Source organism: Acinetobacter sp. TTH0-4 (assembly GCF_015602665.1).
In the GTDB taxonomy this organism is placed as follows: Bacteria; Pseudomonadota; Gammaproteobacteria; order Pseudomonadales; family Moraxellaceae; genus Acinetobacter; species Acinetobacter albensis.
Map to the genome: position 1 here is coordinate 2,340,276 of NZ_CP059079.1, position 19,553 is coordinate 2,359,828.

Consider the following 19,553-nt stretch of genomic DNA (forward strand, 5'->3'; position numbering starts at 1 on the left):
GTATAATTGTCAGACACGATGATCAATATCGTCAGCATCAATTAGACAAATTTAATATAATGTTTGAGAATTGACATATCCCACTACATAGTTAAACAGGGCTATGTAATACTAATCATTATTGAACTCACTCAAATTTTTGGAGTATATCCATGGCTGGCAATATCGTAAATACAACTGACGCAAACTTTGAAACTGATGTTTTACAGTCCGACGTTCCTGTACTTGTAGACTTTTGGGCAGGCTGGTGTGCACCGTGTAAAGCGATTGCACCTGTATTAGAAGTATTGTCTACAGAATTTGAAGGTAAAGTAAAAATTGTTAAAGTCGATGTGACTGCTTGCGAAGCAACTGCTGTAAATTACAATATCCGTAACATTCCTGCATTATTAATGTTTAAAAATGGTGAAGTTGTGGCTCAACAAGTAGGTGCAGCACCAAAATCTAAATTAACTGCGTTTATTGAAGAAAATATCTAATTCAAAACTGTAGAATTTGATGTAATACGCTGTCCATGGATGGCGTATTTTTTTCGTCTATAAATTGACAAAAGCTAGAATAGCTCTTATATTGCATATTCAAGGAATAAAGGATTTTCCAATCCATCATTTTCTTACAAAACACAACACATAAAATCGCCGCTCGGCAACAGAAATTGTTTTTACACTCTTCTCTTCGTAACAATCAATCAGTCCTATGAATGGTTATTGTGCAAATACAATTACGTTACTTTTATTGTGTTTAAGCGGCTAAATGTTGCTCCCTTTTCTCATCTGTATCCCAGAATTTTGATTCTATCTGACCACCTATGAATTTAACTGAACTCAAGAAAAAACCGATTGGCGAACTCATCAAAATTGCCGAGTTTATGGGCCTAGAAGGCATGGCTCGTAACCGTAAGCAAGACATCATTTTTGCCATCTTAAAACGCCATGCCATGAATGGTGAAGAGATTTTTGGTGATGGTGTTTTAGAAATTCTATCTGATGGTTTTGGTTTCCTCCGCTCTGCAGCAGGTTCTTACCTTGCTGGACCAGACGATATTTATATCAGCCCATCTCAAATTCGTCGCTTTAATTTACGTACAGGTGACACCATTACAGGTACGATTCGCCCACCTAAAGAGGGTGAACGTTATTTCGCTTTATTAAAAGTGAATCAAATTAACTATGACACACCCGAAAATTCACGTAATAAAATTTTATTTGAAAACTTAACACCTTTATTTCCAACTGAACAGTTGATTATGGAGTTAGGGAATGGTACCTCAGAAGATTTGACCGCACGTGTAGTCGATTTGGTGGCACCAATCGGTAAAGGTCAGCGTTCAATTATTGTTGCTCCGCCTAAAGCGGGTAAAACAATGTTATTGCAGAATATTGCTCAATCAATTGTCCGTAATAATCCTGAAGTATTCCTGATTGTTCTTCTGATTGATGAACGACCAGAAGAAGTCACCGAAATGGAACGTACAGTTCGTGGTGAAGTGGTTGCATCAACGTTTGATGAAGCTCCTGCTCGTCACGTGCAAGTTGCTGAAATGGTGATTGAAAAAGCTAAACGTCTGGTTGAACATCGTAAAGATGTCGTCATTTTACTGGATTCAATTACTCGTTTAGCGCGTGCTTATAACACGGTCATTCCATCTTCTGGCAAAGTACTGACAGGTGGTTTAGATGCACACGCACTAGAACGTCCTAAACGCTTCTTCGGTGCTGCACGTAATATCGAAGAAGGTGGTTCACTCACCATTATTTCTACAGCCTTAATTGAAACTGGCAGTAAAATGGATGATGTGATCTATGAAGAATTTAAAGGCACAGGTAACCAAGAAATTACGCTTGATCGTCGTATTTCTGAGAAACGTGTCTTCCCTGCCATGAATATCAAAAAATCGGGAACTCGTCGTGAAGAACGTCTGATGAGTGAAGACAATTTACGTAAAGTTTGGATTTTACGTAAGCTTCTTCACCCTATGGATGAACTTGCAGCAATGGAGTTTTTACTAGATCGTATGAAAGAAACCAAAACCAATGATGATTTCTTTGATCAAATGAAACGTAAAGCCACCAGTTAAAATTATTAAATATTTTAGCTGTTCTAAAAAAGCCATCTTTAACGATGGCTTTTTTGTTTGGTTGACTTGATTTACATAAAAACACATTGTGCTGAATTTTATGTAAACAAATTTGCAAGTTAATGATAAATAAAATAATGCTTCAAAAAAATGTATAAATTTTAGGGGCTTATTTATTACTTATCCAATATAAAACACTTCATTGATTGTTATTTTCTGTTAAAAAAACAAATAAATTCATCTTTTTTTCGTGTTTTTTTTAATCAGCCTAGTAGTATTTAAAAAGACACAGTGATAGCATATTCGCAGACCAGTTAGACTGCCTTTGCATTTGTTACTGCCTAACAAATATTAGGAAGAATAAAAGCACTTAACAGCCTAACGCAGGTTTTTTTTAATCTCATATTTAGAGAGTGATGCCATGTTATTCAAAAAAATCGCTATTGCTGCTGCAATTGCTACTACTTTAGCTTTTGTTGGTTGTGCTAAAAAAACTGAAGAAGCTGCTGCTGATGCTAACACTGCTGCTTCTGAAGCTGTAGAAGCTGCTTCTGAAGCTGATGCTGCTGCTGAAGCTGCTGCTGTAGAAGCTGCTCCTGCTGCTGAAGCTGCTGCTGCTGATGCTGCTGAAGCTGCTTCTGTAGCTGTTGATGCTGCTGTTGATGCTACTGATGCTGCGTCTGAAGCTGCTGCTCAATAATCTTTAAGATTATTTAGTAAAAAAAGAGAGCCTATGGCTCTCTTTTTTTATATCTTTAAATGAGTTTGTTGTTAAAATCTATATAGTACTCTTATCCATTTAACTCTCCATCTTTAAGACATACCAAATTAATATCGAAATACCCTTATTCTCTGTTTTTATCATAGAATTTAATCATAAAAAAGCAGATCAATCGATCTGCTCATTTCCTACGCGCTGGCGAAACTTCTGACCAGCTCGGAAGGTGACTACGCGGCGTGCAGAAATCGGAATTTCTTCACCCGTTTTGGGATTTCGGCCTGGACGTTGACGTTTATCACGTAATTCAAAGTTACCGAACCCTGAAAGTTTGACTTGCTCACCTGAAATCAGCGCTTGGCTAATTTCTTCGAAGAATAACTCAACCATTTGTTTTGCTTCACGACGGTTTAAACTCGTGAGCTCACTTAAATGATCAGCCATTTCTGCTTTCGTTAATGCTGTCATGAAGCCCTCAATGTCGCCTGATAAGTGTTTTGCAACACTTCGATTATTTGATCCATACCAGATTTAATTTCAGCATCTTCCAATGTACGTGATGGATGTTGCCACAACAAAGCAAATGCCAATGAGCGCTTGCCTACTTCAACACCTTGACCAGTATACACATCGAATAACCAAGTTGAGTCTAGTAACGCTCCACCCGTCTGTCCGATAAGTTGCTGAATTTCGCTAACATTAATATTATCACTAATTAAAAGCGCAATATCACGTCTTACCGACGGAAAACGTGATAATTCTGTAAAATTAGATACATAAGTTTGCAAAACAGCCTGTTGATCGAGCTCTGCCACCCAAGTAATGCCCAAATCGAGTTCATTTTCTAAAGATGGATGTAGTCGTCCCAAATAACCGATCGAGTAACCATCCACCAAAATCTCAGCAGATTGACCTGGATGTAACCATGTACGCTCTGAACGAACATACTCAACTTCCACACGTCCAGCCGCCAAAATTTCTTCAACTTCACCTTTTAGATCAAAGAAATCCATAGGTTTCGCTTTGGCATGCCAAGACTCGGCTGTTTTTGCGCCCACTGCAATTAAAGCTAAAGTGGGTATTTGTTTCAAATCATGAATACTGTTTGCATCTTGATAATCAAAACGTAAGCCCAGTTCAAAAAAACGTACGCGACTTTGTTGACGATTAATATTGTACTGTACACAGGGAATCAAGCTCGATAACAAGGTTGAACGCATCGCAGCCAGTTCACTTGAAATTGGATTAGCCAACATCAAGGGATGAACATGTGGATTGAGTTGCTTTTCAAGTTTAGCATCAGCAAAGCTAAAGCTAATCGCTTCTTGATATCCTAAAGTCACCAATGTTTGACGAAGTTGTGGCAGCTCGAACTGATCTTGATGTTTGGCAAGCTTGACATCAATGACAGGTAGACTGATTTGAATATTGTCATAACCATGAATACGTGCGACTTCTTCAATCAAATCTTGATAAATTGCCATATCATAACGATGTGATGGCGGAATAACAGACCATTCGCCTTCAGCTTTGACTGTGACTATACAACCGAGACGTTGTAATGCATCACCAATAAAATCACTCCCAACGGTATAACCCAACAACTGATCGACTTGAGCTTGCTTCAGTTCAATCGCATCACGCGTCGGCAATAACTCAATTTTTTCCGCCACTGTAATTGGACCAAATTCACCACCTGCCAATTCAGAAATCAACTGGGAGGCACGATTCATCGCCATAAGGGGCAACTCAAAGTCGACACCACGTTCATATCGTTGTGATGCATCAGTATGTAAACCATAACGACGCGCACGACCCGCAATTGCAAGTGGTGCAAAGAATGCCGATTCTAGGAAAATTTCAGTGGTTGCATCTGTTATTGCTGAAGATAAACCGCCCATGATCCCCGCAATAGCCAAAGCTTTTGCATCATCTGCAATCACCATGACATCTTCGGTCAATTCAATTTCTTGTTCATTCAGCAAAATTAGCTTTTCGGCTGTTGTTGCTTGACGCACATGAACCCCACCTTGAACTTTATGGCCATCAAAAGCATGTAAAGGTTGACCCAACTCAATTAAAACATAGTTGGTAATATCAACCAAAATACTGTGTTGGCGAATACCTGAACGAGTTAAAGCCTGTTCCATCCATGCAGGAGTCGCCGCTTTGGTATTTACATTTTTAATGACACGTCCCAAATAACGTGGGCAGCCATCTGTATGTACAAGCACTTGCTTTTGATCAGTAATCGTTGCATTAACTTCTGAGATTTCAGGAGCCGTCACAGCAAGTTGATTAATTACCCCAATTTCACGGGCAATACCACGAACGCTAAAACAATCACCACGGTTCGGTGTGATACTGATATCAATCACATGATCATCTAGATTGAGATATTTACGAATATCAACACCGACTGGTGCATCATTTGCTAATGCCAATAAGCCATCAATTTTATCTTCTAAATCAATTTCAGAAGCACCGCACAGCATGCCTTGTGATTCAACCCCACGAAGTTTGCCTTTTTTAATCTTGAAATCACCAGGTAATACGGCACCAATCGTTGCTACTGGTACTTTCATTCCTATACTTACATTGGGTGCGCCACAAACAATTTGTAAAGGTTCACCTGAACCAATATTAACGGTAGTCACACGCAAACGATCTGCATCTGGATGTTGTTCTACCGTCAATACTTCCCCTACCACCACACCAGTAAAAGGTTTTGCTGCTGGTGAAAGCTCATCGACTTCTAAACCCAACATCGTGAGTTGATTTGATAATGTATCACTATCAATGGCTGGATTAACCCAACTACGCAGCCAATTTTCACTAATTTTCATACCTTCATTTTCCTTAATCTCCCCTAACCCTTCTTTAATCAGAAGGAAAAACACACTTCATTTTTTGGTGAGAGGGATACTTTCTCAAAGTAGCCTTAGGGGGATTTTAATAAACCAATCAATCTAGATTCTTAAATAATGACTAACTTCAAATTTTCGCGGAGTCGCTTTTTTCTTAGAAAATATGAATTACTCATTCGCAAAAAAGTTTGTTAAAAATATTTTTTAAGCAAATTGACGTAAAAAACGCACATCATTCTGGAAGAACATACGCAAATCATTTACACCGTAACGCAACATAGCAAAGCGCTCTACACCTAAACCAAAAGCAAAACCTTTGTATTTTTCAGGATCAATTCCGGCTGCTTGTAATACATTTGGATGCACCATACCGCAACCTAAAACTTCTAACCAGCGACCACGCTCATCCATAATATCGACTTCTGCACTTGGTTCTGTGAATGGGAAATAGGATGGGCGAAAACGAACCGTTAAATCTTTTTCAAAAAATTCATTTAAAAGATTAATCAACAAACCTTTCAGTTCAGCAAAGCTGGTATTTTCCGCAATGTATAGACCTTCAATTTGATGAAACATTGGGGAATGCGTTTGATCCGAATCACAACGGTAAACACGACCTGGACAAACAATACGAATAGGCGGCTGCTGTGTTTCCATAGTACGAATTTGCACACCAGATGTATGGGTACGTAGCAAATGATTGACATCAAAATAGAACGTATCATGCATGGCACGTGCAGGGTGATGTCCAGGAATATTTAAGGCTTCAAAGTTGTGATAATCGTCTTCAACTTCAGGACCGGTTGCTACAGTAAAGCCTGCTTTAGTAAAGAACTGACAAATACGTTCTTGCACTTGGGTCACAGGATGAATACTACCCACACTCTGCCCACGCCCCGGTAAGGTTATGTCGATCATCTCATTTGCGAGTTTTTGCTCTAATTCGACTTTTTGTAATTCCGTTTGGCGTGCGGTTAATGCGCCTGTAATGGCTTCACGAACACTATGAATCTTTGCCCCGAAAACTTTACGTTCTTCTGGATCCATTTTACCTAAAGCTTTGGATTGTTCCGCAAGCTGGCTCTTTTTCCCTGTAAATTGCACTCGTACTTGATCGAGTGTAGCAAGGTTCTCTGCTGCTGCAATCGCAGCGAGCGCTTCATTGGTCAGGGCTTCCAGTGACATAATAACTCTCAAAGCAACAATTTAAAAATATAATAAAACCAGATATTCTAACAGTTTTTAAGCACGTTGATGAAGCTCCATGTACATGAAAAATTAGATTGGCATCCAGATTTAGAAAAAGTATAAGATAAAGTCAACATTCATGAGATTAATAATAATGGCGCTTGACCCAATTTGGAAACAACAGCTCGCTTTGGTCACTTATGGTAATGATTATCTGAGTCAAAATTTAAGTTTTAATGATTGGGTACACCATTCAATTTTTAATCAACATTGTCTTCATTTTCGTGATTTATTGACACAACATCTACTGGCTCAGCATTTTCAAATCTGGTTAGAAGGACTAAAAAAACAAGGGACTCAGCGCCTGAGTCTACATAGCTCAAGCCTCTTAAATGATGAAAAAAATCCAAATGCCAATGTTGAGTTATTGGCCATGCCTCATTTTATGGTCAGCCATGAATCTCTCAAAAAAACGGCTTGGATTTTGGGTAAAGAATTGGCTGAGTGGTATAGCTCAGAGCAGGATTATGAAGTGCCTAAAGCGCAACAAGAACAGCTCCGTCACGAAAGCTTTTGGCGTTTCGAACTTAACCCTAAACTTGCAAAACTCGTAGATGCAGATTTACAACGGCCCAATTGGGATGATATTCAGGCCTATACGGATAATGAATTATTTAAAACTCCATTTGCTGATGGATTCAACGAGCCTACCCATCGAGATTTTCCTTATTATGGTATTCCGCAAACTCAAGTAGAGACGATAGATGGTTTAGCTGCGTATAACAGTCAATATTTACCTCTATTACCAAGCAAATATTCCGCAGATTATGCGCACCGCACATTACATCGCCTAGAAAGCTTAGCCGCCTACATTCGCCAGCAACAGCAAGATCCATTCCATGCTGATGGCACTGAATTAAGTCCAGAACAACAGCTCAATCTACGTCATTTTTCGCAAAAACTAGACGATTTAACCGCAAAATTTATCGTTAAAGTTGCTAATCACTATCAATCTGCACAATTGACGAAAATTGAAATTACCAATCCCCTAGATAGTACAAATTTAGTCACTGAACCAGCTCAAAACCTAAAAATCAACAAGCATCAAACGCCATCTCATAAAGTAGGCGCATCTGGAGTCATTAAACTGATTCTCTTAACCATCATTATTTGTGTTTGTGCCTATTATTTTGGTCTTTAGTTTTTTTTAATCATTGAAAAAGCCACTTAAAAATTAGGAAAATCTGAGATAGATCAAAATGAAAGGGGATGTATTGAAAAAGCAGAATAAACATCATTTATTCTGCTTCGTTTGATTTTAAGAATGAATCAATATTAAATAAAGCACATCTTTTTCTTCAATCCTGAGTCATGGCTCATAGAAATCGAAGATTACAAATCAAGTTTTTTGTGATCAGCCTCTATTTCACTGGCATGCCCTGTAAGACTGCCTTGAAGCAGTTTAAATAATTGTGTCACTTTATTATCAGTTACATTCCAATATTCTGCGCTGATTACCTCAGCCACCAAAATCCGAATACTCGGATCATGCTTGCCTTCGAACCAATTGTCTGCCCACGGATTCCAGAGAGTCTCAATTAAGGCTGGATCTGTACTCAGTGTGGCATATGCGCTGATCGAAACATAAATACTGTCAGACGGCTTGGCAAAAGATAAACCAATTTGATGACGACCTGCCTGAATCGCATTCACTAAATCATTGGTATCACGCATCATAAAATAAAGATTTTGACTCTCATTTAAATGCTCAGAATTTAGCATCGTCATGGGCTGAGAATGCAATTCATGCGTCTCAGTCGTATGACTAATCATAGAATATCGTACATCTTTAAGCAGTTCCCATAATTTTTCACGATATTGATCTGACATGATATTTTCTCCTGAAACTCAATTATAGAAATGATTGCGTATTGACTTGCTTACACAGTAATCCGATTTTTGATTTTAATTCACTGATCTTACTGAATTGATACAGTTGAATACTAAAGAAATAGCTTAAAGATCATGAGAAATAACAAAGAAGAATTTGCTTACAATATTCAGCAGAATGGTAATTGTTAGAGTGATTAAAGATCCACTTTCTGTTTTACTTTAAATCATTCATTGTTTTTAGTTTAACTCTTTTAAATTATAATTTAATCACTTGATTATTGTAGACACGACAGTGATCTCATCAGATGATTTAAGAATAAATACGCTGACTCAACCATCAACATACTTGACTTATTTTTGGGGTTTTAATCGCTATTTTTGACTTTTTTTGGGGCCAGTTTCTTAAGCACTTCTGAAACTGCGATCATGGCAAAACTTGACGTCACCACCACAGCAGAACCATACCCACCACAACGTAAACCTGCACTTGCGCACACCTCTGCACTTGAAAATGGATTATCAACAGAATACACACAAGTAATGCCAAATTTGTCTTTTGGTTTTTTACAAATCCCTTTGCTCCGTAACTGACTCCGCAATTTGGCTAACATCGGGTCTTGTTCGGTTTTAGATAAATCGGCGACCCGAATTTTTAAAGGATCGATCTTCCCTCCTGCTCCACCTGAGACAATTAAAGGGATTTTGTTAAAACGACAATGTAGCATTAAAGCCAGTTTAGCTTTAACGTCATCAATGCAGTCGAGCACCACATCGGGTGGGTTAGATAAAAGTTCTTTGACATTATCAGCGGTTAAATAGTCATCGACCATATTAATTCTAATGCGTGGATTAATAGATAGACAGCGCTCTGCCATCACTTCAATTTTTTCACGCCCCAAAGTTGAACTTAAGGCAGGCAATTGACGGTTAATATTGGATGCTGCAATCACATCCATATCGACTAAAGTTAATTCAGCAATACCTGTCCGCGCCAAAGCTTCAACCGCCCAAGAACCAACACCACCAATACCAATCACCATGACATGACTGTGTTCATACTGACGAAAAGCCTCATCTCCATAAATTTTTTCCACCCCAGCAAAGCGGCGTTCGTATTCATCATCTTGTAGGAGATCAGTCATTCGCTATCTAGTCACTAAAAATTACCGAAGCATTTTATCAAATTCTTACTGGTTTCCATAACCCATATCTAATGTATAATTAACTTCCTAAAAAATATCATTTTTATATAAAAAAAGAGGCTTCCGCCTCTTTCTATATTTTAATTCATAATAAAAAAGTATTCTCTGTAATACTTTAATTCCGCAATCGAATCACGAATATCATCCATCGCTAAATGTGAAGCATTCTTTTTCAAACCGCTCATAATTTCTGGACGCCAGCGTTTTGCTAACTCTTTCACACTCGATACATCTAAATTACGATAATGGAAAAATTGTTCTAATTCAGGCATCAAGCGATGCATGAAGCGGCGGTCTTGGCAAATTGAATTTCCGCACATGGGTGACACTTTCGGATTAATCCATTTTTTTAAGAATTCAATGGTCTGTTGTTCTGCATCTTCTACTGTAAGCTTACTTCGACGAACACGTTCAATTAATCCAGACTGACCATGTTGACGTGTATTCCATTCATCCATCGCATTTAAGATAAGCGGTGACTGATGGATCGCCAGCACAGGACCTTCCGCTAGAATATTGAGTTTATCATCGGTGACTATCGTCGCAATCTCAATAATTTTATCGTTATCAGTATCTAGACCTGTCATTTCTAGGTCAATCCAGATGAGGCGGGTATCAGGTGTGCTGCTCATAAATGTGCAATCTTATTGGGCTTAAAAACAACTATAGTAGCAAATTAATTGCAACTTGGCTGTAACTCCTACCCCGCTTCATGCTATTTTTGCCATCTCTTAGTTCATGCTTTTTTTAGGATATGAATGGCTTTAATTCGTAAACGTCGTTTAACTGAACAGCAGCAACGTCGCATTCAGAAACAACAGCAAACACGTCAAGAAGAACTCGATACTTCAAATGATTTAGAAGGTCTGGTGGTGCAACACTACGGTCGTCAACTTGAAGTTCAAGCCCTATCATTGCCTGATGAACAACCCATTAAGCCTGAAGTAAAAACAGGTGAACCCGATCCTTTCTGGAAACCGATTGAAATTGGTACTGTTTGGCGCTGTCATACGCGTACGAATCTAGAAGCCTTAGTGACAGGCGATCGAGTTAAATGGCAGGCCGACCCAAATACAGGATTGGGTATTATCACCGCGATTCATCCGCGTCAATCGTTACTCACCCGCCCTGACCGTTATCATAAAGTTAAACCTGTCGCGGCTAATGTGAGTTTGATTGTCATTGTATTCGCCTCCTTTCCTGAAGTCGCACCCAGCCTCATTGATCGTTATATCGTGGCGTGTGCTGACGCAGACATCCCTGCCTTGTTGGTATTAAATAAAGCTGACTTAATTCAGGAAAATGATCCTATTTTGACTTTGATGCAAGAATATCGAGTCTTAGGTTATGAAGTGATGCCATGTCAGTCCAACGGTGATTTGACTGCTCTTGCAGATCGTTTAGCTGGTGAAACTGTCGCTTTTGTAGGGCAATCTGGCGTCGGCAAAAGCTCACTCATTAACGCATTGGTTCCAGATGCAGCGCAAAAGACCAATATTATTTCTGAAAATTCGGCACTCGGTCAGCACACCACCACATCGACACGTTTAATTGCCTTTGGTGAAGGTGCTGCGCTCATTGACTCTCCTGGAATTCGTGAATTTGGTTTGTGGCATTTAAATGCTGATAAAGTGCAACGTGGTTTTCCAGAACTTGAAAATCTACTGGGACATTGTCAATTTCGTAACTGTACACACAAACATGAAAAGCAATGTGCGTTACGGTTAGCCGCAGAATCAGGTGAAATTTTGCAGCGCCGATTAGACAGTTATTTGCGTTTAACCGATGAAATTACTGAAGCACAGCAAAAAAATTGATTTTTCTTAACCCTTAGCCCTTGAAGCGGTGATTTTGATCGCCATATTTATGAGCTATACTCTACGCAATTTTAAAATTGTAATTAAGGTGACTTGTGGAACGTTGGTTCGAATTTATGGGGAATCACCCCTTCTTGTTTGGAACACTTGGGGTATTAATTGTTTTGTTCTTTGTTTTAGAAGGACAACGCAACGGTCGTAAAATTTCACCGCAATCCTTGGGGATTTTAGTCAAAGCTAAAAATGCCATGTTGATTGATTTACGTGATGCAAAAGATTTTCGTGAAGGTCACATCAGTGGCAGCCGCAATATTCCATATAGCCAAATTACCAGCCATATTGAAGAGCTAAAATCTTCAGATCGTCCGCTGGTGTTTATCTGTAACTTGGGCCAAATTGCAGGTACAGCCTTACATCAAGTAGGTCATGCTGATGCTTACCGTCTTGATGGCGGTATTAGTAACTGGAAAGCCCAAGGCTTGCCACTCATTAAAAGTAAATAGTTCGCTTAAGGAAAATTCACATGGCTGAAGTAATCATTTATTCCACCACAGTATGCCCTTATTGTATTCGTGCAAAACAACTGCTTGAGCGTAAAGGCATTGCTTATAAAGAAATTAATTTATCCAATGAAGCACCTGAAGTCCGTGTTGAACTGATGCAACGTACTCACCATCGTACTGTGCCACAAATTTTTATTAACGACCAATTTATTGGTGGTTTTGATCAACTTTATGCTTTAGAGCGTGAAGGAAAATTAAACGAATTACTGGCTTAATGCCGTATCAAATCACTTCATATTAAGGATTAAAGAATGAGTGAAGAACAACAAGCTCAACCGCAACTGGCATTAGAGCGCATTTATACCAAAGATATTTCTTTTGAAGTGCCTGGGGCTCAAGTATTTACCAAAGAATGGCAACCTGAACTGAATATTAATCTTTCATCTGCTGCAGAAAAAATTGATGCAACGCATTACGAAGTTGCATTACAAGTAGTGGTACAAGCCAATAATGCGGGTGACACAGCCTTTATTGTGGATGTCACACAATCAGGTATTTTCTTGGTAGATGGGGTTGAAGAAGAACGTCTTCCTTATATTTTGGGTGCATATTGCCCAAATATCTTGTTCCCATTCCTACGTGAAGCAGTAAATGATATGGTGACCAAAGGAAGCTTCCCACAATTGCTACTTACGCCAATTAACTTCGATGCTGAATTCGAAGCCAATATGCAACGTGCTCAAATTGCTGCGGAAGGTCAAGCTTAATCGCTTTGCTTTTAAAAATAAAAAAGACCGCATGTGCGGTCTTTTTGATTGCTGATTTTTAATTTCCTACTGGATAAAAGTAGACGTTTTTAAATCAATTTATTCAGCATCCATCATTAAATCTGCGCTCATTCCTACAGTATTGAAACCTGCATCGACATACATAATTTCACCTGTAATCCCATTTGCCCAAGGCGAACATAGGAATAATGCGGCATTACCTACATCTTCAATGGTTACATTACGTTTAAGCGGTGCAACTTTTTCATTCAAATCAAGCATTTTACGGAATGATTTGATCCCAGATGCCGCCAGAGTACGAATTGGACCAGCTGAAATTGCGTTGACACGAATACCTTCGCTGCCTAGACTTGAAGCCAAATAACGTACACCGGCCTCTAATGATGCTTTCGCCATTCCCATCACGTTATAGTTTGGCATTACACGTTCAGAACCTTGGTAAGTCAATGTGAGTAAACAACCTTGACGAACTTTTAATAATGGCTTAGCCGCACGCGCCATCGCAATAAAACTATAAGCACTGATATCATGCGCTACATTAAAGCCGTCACGGTCTGTAATGTCAGTAAAATCACCATCTAAAGTATGCGCTGGTGCGAAACCAATCGAATGCACGACACCATCCAAGCCATCCCAATGTTTTGCTAACTCTGCAAAAGCTTGTTCAATTTCAGCATCAACTGCCACGTCACAAGGGAAAACCAAAGTTGAATCAAATTGTGCAGCAAAATCGTCTACACGTTTTTTTAGTTTTTCATTTGGATAAGTAAAAGCAAGTTCTGCACCTTCACGATGTAAAGATTGGGCAATACCAAATGCAATCGATAATTTACTTGCAATACCTGCAATTAAAAAACGCTTACCCGCTAAAAGTCCTTGTGCCATGTGAATTCACTCAAAATAATTTATAAGCATAATGCCAAGTCTGAAGCATTTGCGAAATTGCATAATGCGCCTTTTTTAATAGGTTATGTAAAATCATAAAAAAGCTCCCGATTTAGGGAGCTTTTTTATTTAGACCTAAAATTCTTAATCATCACCTTGTAACAGGCTGAGCAGACGTAAAAACGAGTAATACATCCATACCAAAGTTGCAAGTAAGGCAATACCACACAACCACTCCATTGCTTTGGGTGCATGTTGTGCAGCAGATGATTCAATCAAATCAAAATCGAGAATCAGGTTTAAAGATGCAATGACAGCGACAAATGCTGCAAACCCAATCCCCAACCAGTTACTTTCAAAAATAAAAGGAATACTTGAACCAAAAGCCAGACGCATCACAATTTGCACCACAAATACCATGGCAATTGCGATTGATGCTGACATCACTACAGCTTTAAACTTTTCTGTCGCACGGATAATTTGGAAACGATATAAAGCAAACATCACGAGTGTCGTAATAAAGGTCGCCAATAAGGCTTGTAATGGGACACCTGGAAATTTAATTTGGAAAATTACTGAAATTCCACCCAGAAAAGCCCCTTCAAATAAAGCATAAGGAATGGCCAATATTCGTGCTGTATTTGGCTTAAATGTTGCAATCAGGGCTAAAATTATTCCACCAATCGCTCCTACCATAGCGCCTGCATAAGCAAGTGAGAGATTGGCCGTGATGAAGCTATAAAAAAATAGTGCTAAACCCACAACTGCTGCCATGACAGTTAATAAAATAGATTTTTGAATTGCACCTTGTATGGTCATGGTGTCATTAAAATCGCTTTGGGTTTCTACCCGAGTCAAAATAGGATTATTACTTTGCATGATTTACTCATTTTTGATTTGAATTATTAAAATAGTATAAATTGCTTTTTGGCTAGGCCTAATAGTTTTTTATTTTTTCAACATAATAGCCCTACAAATTAAAACTGATTCAACACTTGAATACAACTTTATTTTTCTGCATTTTATACTCGATTAAGAATACATAATGTCCAATAAACTGATTCGATAAGCTGAATTTAGTATAATAAACATTCACTTTAAGCAGAAAAATGAATGCTTTTTTCTAGATCAAATATACTCTAACAGCAATTTTAAAATTCAAGCTTTAAAGCCTGTAGTGAATTTTGCCAAACTTGTTCTGCCAATAGATCAATCTCAAGATTAAGGCTTTGCGCCAACCCTATTAACACATAAGGTAAATTAGCGGGGGTATTTCGGGTCCGCTGTTCAGTTGAACGTTGACAGCACAACGGGGTCATATCAGGACAATCCGTTTCCAAAACCAGATGTTCGACACCAATCTCCTGCACAACAGCATGTAATTTTTTTGCATTCAGATTGGTAATTTGCCCTGTCACACCAATTTTAAAACCCAATTTAACCAAAGCTTTGGCTTCTTCCACCCCTCCACTAAAAGCATGTGCAATACCTCCCTGTTTAAAATGTTGCTGTTTTAACAGCGCCAAAGTATCAGCATGTGCTTTACGAATATGTAGAAGAACAGGTTTATTAAAGTATTGCGCCAACTCTAGTTGAGCCACAAAAAACTCTTTTTGCTTTTTAAAAGTTTCAGGATGTTTATGTTGTTTTAAAAAAGTATCTAAACCAATTTCCCCAATGGCAATACATTTTTCATTTTTTAGAAGATTTTCTAAATGATTTAAATGCTCCATTTCATGCTGTTCGATATAAAATGGATGCAAGCCAGGTGCTAAATAACCTGTCGGTGCATCGACCAATTGCGCTAAAAATTGTTGAGTGTTAAGTAAATCTTGAAAACGCGATTGTATAAATCCAATCAAGATTAAACGTTCAACGCCAACTGCTTTTGCTGCATATGCCAAATGTTCCCGATCTTGATCAAAATCAGGAACATCAAAATGGGTATGTGTATCAAACAGTCGGTATGTCATCAAAAATCACATTAAGATTTTGCTTTATTATTTTCAGCAGGGTTACTGGCAGGCGAACTGTTTTTTGTTTGAACTGGAGGCAAATATTCTTTTTTCAGTACTGTTTGTAATTGATCATAAGGAATTGTCAAACGCGGTAATCCTACGACATAAGGTCCAATTTCATATTCCCCATATTGCAATACTAAACCTTGAGTGGATAAGTAAAAATTATCGGAAAGTGTAAATTTCCATACTTGTTCATATTCTTCAAGGTTGTCTGCCAATTTTGAATCCATCACCCAAATTTTAAATACTTCATGGGCTTTATTCTGTAAAATTGCTTTTTGATTTGGCGCTAAAATATCATCAAGCTTCATTTGTTTTTTGTTTTTCAAATCAAAATTATAGTAATGCTGAGAAGATGAACCATGTGCACCGCCCAAATAACTACTTGAATTTAAAACCACGGTCGCCAGTGGAACCGTTGCATTTAAAATTTTAGGCTTAATCATTAAACTAATTTGATGATTGGCACTGAGCGCTTTCAACTCCTTGTCTAATAATAAAAAAGTGCTTAGATAAGGAGTAATTTGTTTTTCTATTTTTTGTTTTTTTGTTTCCACCGCAATTGATGCAGGCTGGTCTGGAATTTGATTTTGACTATTTGAAGCTGCGACTTCTGTCGTTACCGCTTGTGGCTTATCTTTCAGTAATTTCGGAGAAATGTCTAAAATTTGGTCAAGCTGTTTTAAAATTTGCTCATCAATCAACTCATCTACAAAGGCTTGGTTACTGGAGAGCCGTTCTATCGAAATTTCTAGACAGCTATTACCATCACATGCTGGTAGCCCCAGAGCCAGCTTTTCAGTATCGCCGACCAGTTTTACTGTTTCTACTTGCTTCGCAGGTTCAGATTGTGCAGTTTGTTGGTCTTTAGGCTCAGCTTGTTTAGGCTGACATGCCATTAATGCCATGGTTGTAGCCAGAAAACTGATGGTAAAGAAGACTTTATTTTTAAACATGAGACTGACCTATAACGTTACTCTGGTAAATTGACTGCGACTCAATGCTGAATCATTACAGCCATTCACTAGAACATATGCTGATAAACATCACTTTTCAATACCTGTTGCGTTTGTGCTTGGGTTAAATAAATATCTAATTGTGGGCCATCTTTAACAATTTCGTGAGTGCGATAATGTAAACCAACTCCTTCTTGGTCAAAGAACCAATCGGATTGGCCCCAATAGAGCTTTTGAGGTGCATTTTTTTTCACCTCGACTGATTGCTGTTTTAACCATTTTTGATAGGCCTGCTGAACAATTTGATCCATATTTGTTTGCTGTTTGGCTTCAATTAAACTCAACAAGGAAACACTTTGCTGCTTTTTACGATCGGCCACAAAAAAATAGTAACGCTCCTTAACCTTAATACCTTCTTGATTGGTGTCCACGCCCAATTGCATCAGTAAATATTGATTTCGCTGATAAGCAATTCGGGTATACATCGACAATTCATAGGCTTTATTTTTCGAAAATTCGGCTTGCCAAATATCCGATTTTTTGACATAAGCATTGATAGCTTGCTGCAAGCCCATGTCTTGTTTCATAGAGATCTGATCTTGAATAACCACCGCTTGACGTTTTGAAATCCAGTCATTTAACCAATCATCTGTGGTTTGTACAGTTTGAATTTTAACGTCAATACAGTTTTTAGTTTCGCAAAAAGGAAGGGCAATTTTTGCTGCTTGTTCTTGAATATTCAGGTAGGGCAGCACATCTGCTTGCTCTGTTTTAAGTTTTTTTTCTGCAGATTTAGAAGCAGCATCTTGTTGTTTTGATGCATCACAGGCACTGAGTATCAGACCAATGGCCATCAATAATGCACTCATTATTTTCCTGTTCATGCGAATCACTCTTTTTAAAGGAACTGATGAATATCAAAGTGGTAAATTTAAACATTATCAATAATAAAACAGCTTCCTAAAGAAGCTGTTTATCGTTCGTGATTTTAGTGTTCACGTGTCGCACGGAACTGGATATCGGGATAGCGCTCTTGCATTAACTGCAAGTTGACACGACTAGGGGCCAAATAAGTTAAATGACCACCACCATCAAGTGACAACTGATCATGAGCTTTTTTCTTAAACTCATTGAATTTTTTCTCATCATCACATGAGACCCAACGCACTGTATTGATATTCACAGGCTCGTACACACAGTCAACCTTATATTCTTCTTTTAAGCGATAGGCCACGACATCAAATTGAAGTACACCAACCGCACCCACGATCAAATCATTACTCATTTGTGGCATAAAGACTTGAGTTGCGCCTTCTTCTGAAAGTTCCTTCAAACCTTTTTGTAATTGCTTAGATTTTAACGGATCTTTTAAACGAACACGACGGAACATTTCAGGTGCAAAGTGAGGAATACCTGTAAAGTGCAGATTCTCACCCGCGGTAAATGTGTCGCCAATTTGAATGGTGCCGTGATTATGCAAACCGATAATATCGCCCGGCCATGCTTGTTCAAGCTGCTCTCGCTCTCCTGCCAAAAAGGTTAAGGCATCACTAATCCGAACATCTTTACCCAGACGTACATGATTCATTTTCAAACCTTTCTCATATTTTCCTGAACAGATTCGCATGAATGCAATACGGTCACGATGTTTTGGATCCATATTGGCCTGAATTTTAAACACAAATCCAGTAAAGCCTTCTTCCGTTGCTTCAACTACACGCTCATGGGTAGGATGTGCTTTCGGTTCGGGTGCCCATTGAATAAAAGTATCAAGCACATGATCCACTGCAAAGTTACCCAAAGCAGTGCCGAATAAAACGGGGGTTTGCTTGCCTTGCAAGAATAATTCACGATCAATCGGATCATTGGCCATTTGCACCAATTCCAATGATTCTTCAAAAGCGGCAAAGGCTAAATCACCGACTTTCTCACGTAAGTCTGGATAGTCATATCCATCACGCTTTTCAATTTCAGTAATGGTTGAACCAAAACCTGCTTTATAAACGTAAAATTTTTCTTCGATCAGGTTATATACGCCAGCGAAATCACGTCCTGTTCCCATTGGCCAAGTCAATGGTACACAACGAATTTTCAAGACGTTTTCAATTTCATCCAGTAATTCTAATGGCTCACGTATTTCCCGATCCATTTTATTGACAAAAGAAATGATCGGCGTGTCACGCATACGACAGACCTCCATTAATTTAATGGTTCGGTCTTCTACCCCTTTTGCACCATCAATCACCATTAAGGCAGAATCAACGGCTGTTAAAGTACGATAAGTGTCTTCCGAAAAGTCTTCATGTCCGGGAGTATCGAGTAAATTAATGACATGCTTTTTAAACGGGAACTGCATCACCGAAGTGGTAATAGAAATCCCGCGCTCTTTTTCCATCTCCATCCAGTCAGAGGTAGCAGCACGGTCTGATTTACGACTTTTCACCATCCCTGCAACTTGAATAGCCTTCCCCCACAATAACAGTTTTTCTGTCATGGTCGTTTTACCAGCATCGGGGTGGGAAATAATGGCAAAGGTTCTACGAGCCTTTACTTCTCTAGCTAATTGATCTTTAAACATGAGAAAAATCTACAATATGTACACAGTTATGTACACATTTCTAAATATGTACTAAAACTG

General features: G+C 38.6%; 20 protein-coding genes. 8 read left to right on the top strand and 12 right to left on the bottom strand.

The genetic code is table 11. The features are described from left to right. Nucleotides 1-152 precede the first annotated feature (152 nt). From trxA to H0S58_RS10945, 3 genes are all read left to right on the top strand, one after another. Nucleotides 153-479 carry a thioredoxin gene (gene trxA, locus H0S58_RS10935; protein ID WP_053578693.1) on the top strand — a complete coding sequence of 109 codons (327 nt, stop codon included), beginning with the start codon at nt 153-155 and terminating at the stop codon, nt 477-479. A 329-nt stretch (nt 480-808) separates the two neighbouring features. Further along, complete coding sequence (gene rho, locus H0S58_RS10940; protein WP_053578694.1) at nt 809-2,077, top strand: transcription termination factor Rho; 1,269 nt, start codon at nt 809-811, stop codon at nt 2,075-2,077. Between the two features lie 421 nt (nt 2,078-2,498). Then, nucleotides 2,499-2,777, top strand: a complete 279-nt coding sequence (locus H0S58_RS10945) for a hypothetical protein (RefSeq protein ID WP_053578695.1) — start codon at nt 2,499-2,501, stop codon at nt 2,775-2,777. A gap of 189 nt (nt 2,778-2,966) precedes the next feature. Here the strand turns inward: H0S58_RS10945 and H0S58_RS10950 are convergent, their stop codons facing one another. The 3 genes from H0S58_RS10950 to pheS all read right to left on the bottom strand — a co-directional run bounded on the left by H0S58_RS10950 (nt 2,967) and on the right by pheS (nt 6,847). Continuing rightward, nucleotides 2,967-3,263, bottom strand: coding sequence for an integration host factor subunit alpha (locus H0S58_RS10950; protein ID WP_005007563.1), 297 nt, complete (start codon nt 3,261-3,263; stop codon nt 2,967-2,969). After that, nucleotides 3,260-5,641 carry a phenylalanine--tRNA ligase subunit beta gene (pheT, locus tag H0S58_RS10955; protein ID WP_195726526.1) on the bottom strand — a complete coding sequence of 794 codons (2,382 nt, stop codon included), beginning with the start codon at nt 5,639-5,641 and terminating at the stop codon, nt 3,260-3,262. Before pheT ends, H0S58_RS10950 begins: the two co-directional genes overlap by 4 nt. 225 nt (nt 5,642-5,866) lie before the next feature. Next, nucleotides 5,867-6,847, bottom strand: coding sequence for a phenylalanine--tRNA ligase subunit alpha (pheS, locus tag H0S58_RS10960; protein ID WP_193890898.1), 981 nt, complete (start codon nt 6,845-6,847; stop codon nt 5,867-5,869). Nucleotides 6,848-7,004: 157 nt separating this feature from the next. On the opposite strand from pheS, the gene H0S58_RS10965 reads away from it, so the two are divergent. Beyond that, a complete protein-coding gene (locus tag H0S58_RS10965; protein WP_195727606.1) occupies nt 7,005-8,051 on the top strand; it encodes a hypothetical protein in 1,047 nt (348 codons plus the stop codon). Nucleotides 8,052-8,242: 191 nt separating this feature from the next. Here H0S58_RS10965 and H0S58_RS10970 read toward each other — a convergent pair whose 3' ends face one another. The 3 genes from H0S58_RS10970 to orn all read right to left on the bottom strand — a co-directional run bounded on the left by H0S58_RS10970 (nt 8,243) and on the right by orn (nt 10,577). Beyond that, nucleotides 8,243-8,740, bottom strand: coding sequence for a pyridoxamine 5'-phosphate oxidase family protein (locus tag H0S58_RS10970; RefSeq protein WP_195726527.1), 498 nt, complete (start codon nt 8,738-8,740; stop codon nt 8,243-8,245). 368 nt (nt 8,741-9,108) lie between these two features. Continuing rightward, nucleotides 9,109-9,885 (bottom strand): ThiF family adenylyltransferase, encoded by a 777-nt coding sequence (locus tag H0S58_RS10975; protein WP_195726528.1) that lies wholly within the window; start codon nt 9,883-9,885, stop codon nt 9,109-9,111. Nucleotides 9,886-10,025: 140 nt separating this feature from the next. Continuing rightward, nucleotides 10,026-10,577, bottom strand: a complete 552-nt coding sequence (gene orn / locus H0S58_RS10980; RefSeq protein WP_053578701.1) for an oligoribonuclease — start codon at nt 10,575-10,577, stop codon at nt 10,026-10,028. A gap of 126 nt (nt 10,578-10,703) precedes the next feature. Between orn and rsgA the strand changes: the two genes are divergently transcribed. The 4 genes from rsgA (at nt 10,704) to secB (ending at nt 13,032) form a co-directional block, all read left to right on the top strand. Beyond that, complete coding sequence (gene rsgA, locus H0S58_RS10985) at nt 10,704-11,762, top strand: small ribosomal subunit biogenesis GTPase RsgA (protein WP_193890910.1); 1,059 nt, start codon at nt 10,704-10,706, stop codon at nt 11,760-11,762. A 95-nt stretch (nt 11,763-11,857) separates the two neighbouring features. Next, entirely contained in the window at nt 11,858-12,265 is a 408-nt protein-coding gene (locus H0S58_RS10990) for a rhodanese-like domain-containing protein (RefSeq protein WP_053578703.1), read from the top strand. A 20-nt stretch (nt 12,266-12,285) separates the two neighbouring features. Further along, on the top strand, nt 12,286-12,540 hold the full coding sequence (gene grxC / locus H0S58_RS10995; protein WP_053578704.1) for a glutaredoxin 3: 255 nt from the start codon (nt 12,286-12,288) through the stop codon (nt 12,538-12,540). Between the two features lie 36 nt (nt 12,541-12,576). Beyond that, complete coding sequence (secB, locus tag H0S58_RS11000; RefSeq protein ID WP_092718138.1) at nt 12,577-13,032, top strand: protein-export chaperone SecB; 456 nt, start codon at nt 12,577-12,579, stop codon at nt 13,030-13,032. A gap of 99 nt (nt 13,033-13,131) precedes the next feature. Here secB and H0S58_RS11005 read toward each other — a convergent pair whose 3' ends face one another. The 6 genes from H0S58_RS11005 to H0S58_RS11030 form a co-directional block, all read right to left on the bottom strand. Then, nucleotides 13,132-13,938 (bottom strand): enoyl-ACP reductase, encoded by an 807-nt coding sequence (locus H0S58_RS11005; protein WP_053578706.1) that lies wholly within the window; start codon nt 13,936-13,938, stop codon nt 13,132-13,134. 144 nt (nt 13,939-14,082) lie between these two features. Continuing rightward, entirely contained in the window at nt 14,083-14,817 is a 735-nt protein-coding gene (locus tag H0S58_RS11010) for a Bax inhibitor-1/YccA family membrane protein (protein WP_193890913.1), read from the bottom strand. 272 nt (nt 14,818-15,089) lie between these two features. Continuing rightward, nucleotides 15,090-15,911, bottom strand: a complete 822-nt coding sequence (locus H0S58_RS11015) for a TatD family hydrolase (protein ID WP_195726529.1) — start codon at nt 15,909-15,911, stop codon at nt 15,090-15,092. An 11-nt stretch (nt 15,912-15,922) separates the two neighbouring features. Then, a complete protein-coding gene (locus H0S58_RS11020) occupies nt 15,923-16,915 on the bottom strand; it encodes an RsiV family protein (RefSeq protein WP_195726530.1) in 993 nt (330 codons plus the stop codon). Nucleotides 16,916-16,983: 68 nt separating this feature from the next. Next, a complete protein-coding gene (locus H0S58_RS11025) occupies nt 16,984-17,799 on the bottom strand; it encodes a hypothetical protein (protein ID WP_195726531.1) in 816 nt (271 codons plus the stop codon). A gap of 104 nt (nt 17,800-17,903) precedes the next feature. After that, entirely contained in the window at nt 17,904-19,493 is a 1,590-nt protein-coding gene (locus H0S58_RS11030; RefSeq protein WP_092718150.1) for a peptide chain release factor 3, read from the bottom strand. Between the last annotated feature and the right edge of the window lie 60 nt (nt 19,494-19,553).